Annotated in this window: 9 protein-coding genes; 6 read left to right on the forward strand and 3 right to left on the reverse strand. The window is 47.8% G+C overall.

The window, feature by feature from the left end; genetic code table 11:
• Window positions 1-191 precede the first annotated feature (191 nt).
• The 5 genes from hisH (at window position 192) to hisI (ending at window position 3,116) form a co-directional block, all read left to right on the forward strand.
• A complete protein-coding gene (gene hisH / locus COY37_RS01630) occupies window positions 192-797 on the forward strand; it encodes an imidazole glycerol phosphate synthase subunit HisH (protein WP_286975690.1) in 606 nt (201 codons plus the stop codon).
• Window positions 794-1,534, forward strand: coding sequence for a 1-(5-phosphoribosyl)-5-[(5-phosphoribosylamino)methylideneamino]imidazole-4-carboxamide isomerase (gene hisA / locus COY37_RS01635; protein WP_286975692.1), 741 nt, complete (start codon window positions 794-796; stop codon window positions 1,532-1,534). Before hisH ends, hisA begins: the two co-directional genes overlap by 4 nt.
• Window positions 1,521-2,279 carry an imidazole glycerol phosphate synthase subunit HisF gene (gene hisF / locus COY37_RS01640; RefSeq protein WP_286678664.1) on the forward strand — a complete coding sequence of 253 codons (759 nt, stop codon included), beginning with the start codon at window positions 1,521-1,523 and terminating at the stop codon, window positions 2,277-2,279. The genes hisA and hisF overlap by 14 nt, the downstream gene beginning before the upstream one ends.
• Before the next feature lie 186 nt (window positions 2,280-2,465).
• Complete coding sequence (locus tag COY37_RS01645; protein WP_286678663.1) at window positions 2,466-2,681, forward strand: hypothetical protein; 216 nt, start codon at window positions 2,466-2,468, stop codon at window positions 2,679-2,681.
• Window positions 2,682-2,744: 63 nt separating this feature from the next.
• Entirely contained in the window at window positions 2,745-3,116 is a 372-nt protein-coding gene (gene hisI, locus COY37_RS01650) for a phosphoribosyl-AMP cyclohydrolase (protein ID WP_286975696.1), read from the forward strand.
• Window positions 3,117-3,310: 194 nt separating this feature from the next.
• Here the strand turns inward: hisI and COY37_RS01655 are convergent, their stop codons facing one another.
• The 3 genes from COY37_RS01655 to COY37_RS01665 form a co-directional block, all read right to left on the reverse strand.
• Entirely contained in the window at window positions 3,311-4,168 is an 858-nt protein-coding gene (locus tag COY37_RS01655; RefSeq protein WP_286678661.1) for a YcdB/YcdC domain-containing protein, read from the reverse strand.
• An 18-nt stretch (window positions 4,169-4,186) separates the two neighbouring features.
• On the reverse strand, window positions 4,187-4,939 hold the full coding sequence (locus tag COY37_RS01660; RefSeq protein ID WP_286678660.1) for a hypothetical protein: 753 nt from the start codon (window positions 4,937-4,939) through the stop codon (window positions 4,187-4,189).
• A gap of 216 nt (window positions 4,940-5,155) precedes the next feature.
• Window positions 5,156-5,938: a response regulator transcription factor gene (locus tag COY37_RS01665; protein WP_286678659.1), complete on the reverse strand. Its 783-nt coding sequence runs from the start codon at window positions 5,936-5,938 to the stop codon at window positions 5,156-5,158.
• Window positions 5,939-6,206: 268 nt separating this feature from the next.
• On the opposite strand from COY37_RS01665, the gene COY37_RS01670 reads away from it, so the two are divergent.
• The gene (locus tag COY37_RS01670) at window positions 6,207-6,788 is read left to right on the forward strand and encodes a DJ-1/PfpI family protein (protein WP_286678658.1); all 582 of its coding nucleotides are present in this window, start codon (window positions 6,207-6,209) and stop codon (window positions 6,786-6,788) included.
• Window positions 6,789-6,812 lie beyond the last annotated feature (24 nt).

Consider the following 6,812-nt stretch of genomic DNA (forward strand, 5'->3'; position numbering starts at 1 on the left):
AGTCTGTGAGTGTTCTCTAGATTCGGAGTTTATCCTGAGCGATAGCGAAGGACCTGCTCAGAATGACAATTGCCGGCGTTCACCATTCGCTAATCGCTCGTTCAGAATGACAATTGCTGGTGTTAAGAATGACATCGAGCGAATAATTGGCAACGAATAGTTGGCAAGTTACTTAAAGAGAGTGGTAAGCAATGATAGCGATAATCGATTATGGGATGGGGAATTTACGGAGCGTTGAGAAGGCGTTTGAGAAGCTTGGCTTTGAGGTCGCAGTCTCGGACGACCCCGGATTTATAAATAAAGCTCAGGGAGTCGTGCTGCCGGGTGTAGGCGCGTTTGCTGATTGTATGGCAAATCTTAAATCCGCCGGTCTTGAGGGAGCGGTTTACGATAGTATCAACAGCTCAAAGCCGTTCCTTGGCATTTGCCTCGGCCTGCAGCTTCTCATGGAGGAGAGCGAGGAGGACGGCATCCATAAGGGCCTTGGCGTTTTTAATGGCAGGGTGCGCCGGCTTCCCGAAGGGCAGAAAATCCCGCATATGGGCTGGAATCAGGTCAGGTATGCGAACAAGCCGCCCATCTTCGAAGGCGTTCCCGAGGGGTCGAATTTTTACTTCGTTCACTCGTATTACGTAGATCCATCCGATACGGGGATCATAGCCACAGTTACCGATTACGGATTTGAATTTACATCCAGTATCTGGTCTGATAACGTGTTCGCCGTGCAATTCCACCCTGAAAAGAGTGGCGACGTGGGCCTTAAGGTGCTTGAAAACTTTGGGAGGTTGTGCAAGTGATAATTTATCCAGCCATCGATATCATGGGTGGCAAATGTGTGCGCCTGTTCCAGGGACGGGCGGATAAGGCGACGATTTATGCCGACAACCCCGCCGACATGGCCGTAAAATGGCAGGACGAGGGGGCGCAATTTTTACACCTTGTCGATCTCGACGGTGCGTTTCAGGGCTCGCCCCAGAACCTCGCCGCGATAGAGAATATTGTAAAGACCGTCAAGATTCCCGTGCAGTTGGGCGGGGGGCTGCGGACTATCGAAGATTTGGATAGTGTTTTTGCGGCCGGCGTTGCCAGGGCGATTCTTGGCACTTCCGTGATAACCGATCCCGAACTGGTGAAGGCCGCATGCGCCAAATATCCGGCCAAAATCGTTGCCGGGCTTGATGCGAGGGCCGGCAAAGTATCGATTAAGGGCTGGGTCGAGGATACCGATATTTTCGCAACCGATGTCGCCATGCAGCTCGAGGCGTACGGCGTCAGCAGAATCGTTTATACCGACATAATGATGGACGGGGCTCAAACCGGTGTAAATATCTTCGCTACGGGAGAACTTGCCGAGAATATAACTATTCCGGTCATCGCCTCGGGCGGTGTTTCTTCTTTAAGCGATATTCGTCAATTAAAACCGCTGCAAGAATCAGGCGTTGAAGGTGTGATCATCGGGCGTGCGCTCTACGAGGGAAACTTCACTCTCGCCGAAGCGATAGAGCTTGCGAGGTGGGATAATGCTAACGGTTAGGGTTATCCCTTGCCTTGATGTCCGTGACGGAAGGGTTGTAAAGGGCGTTAACTTCGTGAATTTAAGGGATGCCGGCGACCCGGTTGAGCTGGCTTCGGTCTATGACAAGGCCGGTGCCGATGAGCTGGTGTTTCTGGATATAACCGCCTCACACGAGCAGCGCGACACCATATTCGACGTCGCCTCTCGCACCGCCGAGGAGGTCTTCATCCCGTATACGGTCGGCGGTGGAATTAAATCAAGCGATGATATACGGCGCATGCTCTCGACCGGCGCCGATAAAATTTCGATGAACAGCGCGGCGGTAAAAAACCCCAAGGTAGTCCGGGAAACGTCGCGGCGCTACGGCTCGCAATGCATCGTCGTCGCTATCGACGCGAAAAGTGCCGGGCCGAATAAATGGGAGGTCTACGTAAACGGCGGTCGTGTCCCGACCGGAATCGACGCCGTAGAGTGGGCAAGAAAAGTCGAGCAACTGGGCGCGGGAGAAATTCTCTTGACCAGCATGGGTAGGGACGGCACGAAAGATGGCTATGACCTGCCGCTTACGAAGGCGATTTGCGGTGCGGTCAACATCCCGGTTATCGCCTCGGGCGGCGCCGGAAAACTCGAGCACTTTGCTGAAGTAGTAGTTGAAACAGGTGCCGACGCAGTGCTTGCGGCCTCACTTTTCCACTACGGGGAACTCTCGATCCGCCAGGTCAAAGAATACATGGCAGGTCAGGGAATTCCCGTTCGATTATAGGGCCCAGGGGAATTACGAATTTCGAATTGCGAATAGGGAATTGCGAGCCTTGGGAATGCCGAATGATTGTAGGTCGAGAGAGTGGGCTGTTTTGTTATAAGGAGCGCTTCTTCAGTTTCTAGTGTCTAGTTACGGGTATGTATCATCCAGGGGACGTGGAGCTTTAATCCGGAGGGGATGATACGCATGCGTGAGAGTGATTTCGGGCGGGTCCATATAAAGAGCATTATCGATAGGCACCTGCTCGATGCGGGTTACGACCCGTACCAGGGGGAGATGGCAAAACTTGTAGATGCCGTTAGTCGGGCCGTTCAGGAGATACTGCGGGAGTATACGAGATCGGTCTCGCCTGGGCTAATAAAGCCGACCCAGCCCGGAGAGGGTGGTAGCACCGAAGCATAATATGGTATATAAGTGCAGAAAGTGCAGAGAGTGCGGACAAAGTATGAAGGGGAGAGTAAGCGCGTGCAAATTCTGGAAGAGCTAAAATTTGATTCAAACGGTCTAATCCCGGCGATTATTCAGGAGGTCGGAACCAATGAAATCCTGATGGTCGCGTATATGAACAAAGAATCGGTCAAGAAAACGATCGAAACGGGTAGGACCTGGTTCTGGAGCCGGAGTCGTCAGCAATACTGGTGCAAGGGAGACACCTCCGGCCACATCCAAAACGTTAAAGAGATACGCTACGACTGCGATGCCGACGCTCTCCTTGTGCTTGTCGAGCAGGTAGGCGTTGCCTGCCATACCGGCCACAAATCATGCTTCTTCAGGGCCATAGATACAACAACCGGCGAAAGCGTAAAAATCGCCGACCCCGAAATCACCACCTTATAACACACTAAAAAAAAGCGCTGAAAAGGAGGTTGAGATACTCCTTTTCAGCGTTGCCCCTCACTTTGTAAGTCTTCAGATGCTACCTTGCAACCCATATTGTAAGTGGATTGCACTAGTTTTGGTATCGGTCAAAAGTATGAGTTATGGCAAGTAGAGAGTATGAGTTTTTCTAGTACTAGGCGTATGAGCAGGAACTACTTCATTGGATCAAATATCTCGCCCGTTTGCGCATCGACTAAGACGGACACGAATCTCGGTATACCAGCGCCATCTTCTCCACCTGGTATCGCTTCAATGAACTTGAAGTCTATGGTCCAAACCAACTGCTGGATACCATTCTTAACCGATACGCCCAACGATGCATTTGGATCATTTATCATCTTAACTTTATTGCCTTTAACAGATAGGCCTAACGATTTATCGGCTAATTTGATTGCCTTCTCTTTGGCAATTCTTGGTTCGATTGGTATATTAACGGCCACATCAGTTTTACTAAACGAAGCGATCTTACCAGTACTTTTATTAACCGCCACATTAATACTCGATGGCAAAATAACGTCCTTGTTCACCTTAAACCATTTAAACAAGTATAAATTCTTGGCTGGACTGTCAGGTCCAAAATCCTCAGTAGTAAGTTCACATCCTGCTAAGTTCACACCTGCTTTCTCTGCAAACTGCTTAGCTAATTTATTAGCATCCTCCAGCGACACCTTTACCGGACCATGAGCATTAATATCATCGCTGCTGCTGATACCTATAAGTTCACCTGTTGATTTCTTTACCTTAACCATAAACTTGCGTTCCCTATCACCGATTGCATAAACGCCCTCTATTGGATACCCATCCAAAATCTCGAGAGTATCCACATTTTTTCCTAACAGCGCAACAGACGCTTTGGCTCGCTCCACAGCCTCTGTTTTGCTAGCAAAACTCTCGGCATTAACTATATTTCTCTTGCTATCTATGTTGTGTAAAGTTATGATCACGGCCATTAGCAAGCTCAATATAACGATACCTGCCATGAACCCCAGTAGCTTTTTACGGTTTATCATTACAGTCAGCACCTCCTATTATATGCCGTATCTAGCTGGTGTACCTTTTGCAGTCGAGCTACCATAAAGTGTTACGCTCCAAAGGCCACCCCAATCACTGCGCCCAAATTGAGGATCGTAAAGTTGTCCTGTATCTCTTGCAGCGTTGTAGGAAGCATTGCCAAAGGTATAGTTGTAACGGACATACCAGAAAAAGGTTTCAAACCATTTCTTGTTGTACTCGTCTAATACTAAATCTCCAAATCCTATAGCTGTGTTAGCCCCTTTTTCATACATCCGCTTGGTATAATTACCATACGTGGAATCGCTATATGCAGTATAGCAACCGGCATTAACAGCTAGTAGCATTTCAGAGAAACTGCTATTAGATAAGTTATTTAACCATACTTGGCTACTTGTATTCGAGCCGCTACCAGACCTAAAGTAAGTCGTTTTCGGATAAGAACTCGTATATGTATTCCAGAACACAACGCCTCCGGGATGGCCGCTGAATGTAACGCCATGGCCAGTAAAGGCATAAATAGCGTTCTGATACATATTATTGTATGCATAATGAGCTGGGTTGTCATAAAGATACATACTGTCATAACCAACAAGATCGAGTTCGTCGCTACCATGCTTTGCGGTCAATCGTGTATCCAGATCAGAATATTGAAATCCATAGCACCTCGCCCGAGGTGGGCTGTATTTTGTTGTTGCATAAGCAATTGTGTTTCCAGCCAAAGCTGCAACCAGGATCAAAACAATCAATATATCTCTCTGTTTAAACATATCCTGCCTCCTTTTCATTTGCTATTGCAATACCTTAAAACAGTTTTCGTTCTTCCTCCTCTTCGCCTCCTCACTTTGCAAACCTTCAGATGCTACCTTGTAACTCATATTGTAGGTGGATTGCACCTGTTTCGGTATCGGTCAAAAGCATGAGTTATGGCAAGTAGAGAGTATGAGTTATTCTAGTGCTAGCGATTGACCAGGTCAAAGAAGGTATTAATTTAAGGAAGCATTTTCTTCTTTGTAGAAGTATGCCACTGCTTCTGATCTTGATTTAAGGTTGAGCTTTTTAAGGATACTTGAAACATGGGTCTTTATTGTGGACTTTGATAGAAATAGCGCCTCGGCGATCTCCTTATTGCTCTTGCCCTCCGATATAAGGCGCAGCACATCCATTTCTCGTTTTGAGAGCGGAACGAGCTGGTACGCGAGGTCGAGTCTTTTATATGCCTGCTCAAGATCTTGCTTGACAAGTCCCGCTTCTTGCTTACTTTCCTCAAGCTGGTCAAGAAGGTGAGAGGGGTAGGCGAAAAAGATTGCTACCAGGAAGAATGAGACGAAATCCGAGATAAACGAATCGAGCTGCTTCATTTGAACAAATTTCGCGATCGAGAACCTATTGCCGGACAGCTCGAGCAAATAGAGCATACTATAAGCTGTTGCCGAATAGATCGCTCCCTTAAACTTGAAAAGCAGCGCCGACGTAAGCAAGGGGCTCAGGCCGCATAGGAAAAACGGGCTCGCCCACCCACCGCTTATGAAAAGAATAAGTGCATGAAAAATAAGGTCGATCGATAGCAGTAGGGGCACTTTTCTGACTTTTTCATACACCTGCCCCGGGAACGAGCTGAGGGCAACATTATATATCAGAACCAACGCGAAGGGTAATAGCGCAATACGCTTCGCCCCGGTCAGGTTGAGGATTACAACATTGGTTAGAGTAAGCCAACGGTATAACAACAGAAAAAGAAACGCCTTTTTCTTGCAAGGTTCTTTCAACGCAGGTAAACGATACCTTTCCGCTCAGACAATGCTCATGTGCTTGGCCGCCACATAGCAGGAATTAACTGATATAAGCAACCATGCTATCGCTACCTATTATAGCACTAAATTATAGGCAAGATACCAGGCCTTTACAACGCTACTGTCCGTAAAATAGCGGATTTACATGCAGGATAACCATTCTCTTTGCAGAAATAGCAAATTTATGTTTCTCACACGCGGTAAAAAGCACGCACAAGGGTAAAAAATGTATAGGTGATAAAAGGTGATAAAACGGCATAAAGAATTTGGAGGGATTAAAATGGCCGATATGATGAATAAAGTCGTTGTGTTTTTAGCGGTCGACGGTTTCGAGGCCGGTGCGTTCAAGTCGTTATGGGAATGTTTTGGGAACCTTAATGCATCGACGCGCATAGCCGGTTTTAACGCAGACGATGAAATTAAAGATGATGCCGGGCTTGTTAATACGCATAGTGATATGTCGTTTGATCAGGCCGGGTTGCTCACCCCCGATGTAGTGGTTATTGCGGATGGCATTACCGCGGGAGCCGTAAAGGACGATCCCGCGGCACAAAGCCTGCTGCAGGAAGCGTTTAATAGGAGGGCTGCGATTGTTTCTGTAGACGGGGGAGCGGCAATGCTTGCCTCGATGGGATTTATAAACGGGCTTACAATAACCGCTCCAGCGTTCTTAAAAGATGAGATTGAGAATGCCGGCGCCACTCTATCGAAAGAGCCGATATCGGTAAGCAAAAATGTTTTTTCAGCAATGGGTAATGCCGATTTACAGGCGCTTTGCGATATGGTATCCGAGTACATAACGGGTAAGATGGAGCAGGCGGCGTAAGCCGGGTATAGCTCGGCTGGATTG

This window comes from Candidatus Aquicultor secundus, from assembly GCF_002791875.1.
Classification (GTDB): domain Bacteria; phylum Actinomycetota; class Aquicultoria; order Aquicultorales; family Aquicultoraceae; genus Aquicultor_A; species Aquicultor_A secundus.

Bases quoted from the DNA above. Each gene is read 5' to 3' on its own strand.
- hisH (WP_286975690.1), top strand. From the start codon at position 192: ATGATAGCGATAATCGATTATGGGATGGGGAATTTACGGAGCGTTGAG.
- hisF (WP_286678664.1), top strand. From the start codon at position 1,521: ATGCTAACGGTTAGGGTTATCCCTTGCCTTGATGTCCGTGACGGAAGG.
- COY37_RS01645 (WP_286678663.1), top strand. From the start codon at position 2,466: ATGCGTGAGAGTGATTTCGGGCGGGTCCATATAAAGAGCATTATCGAT.
- COY37_RS01655 (WP_286678661.1), bottom strand. From the start codon at position 4,168: ATGATAAACCGTAAAAAGCTACTGGGGTTCATGGCAGGTATCGTTATA.
- COY37_RS01660 (WP_286678660.1), bottom strand. From the start codon at position 4,939: ATGTTTAAACAGAGAGATATATTGATTGTTTTGATCCTGGTTGCAGCT.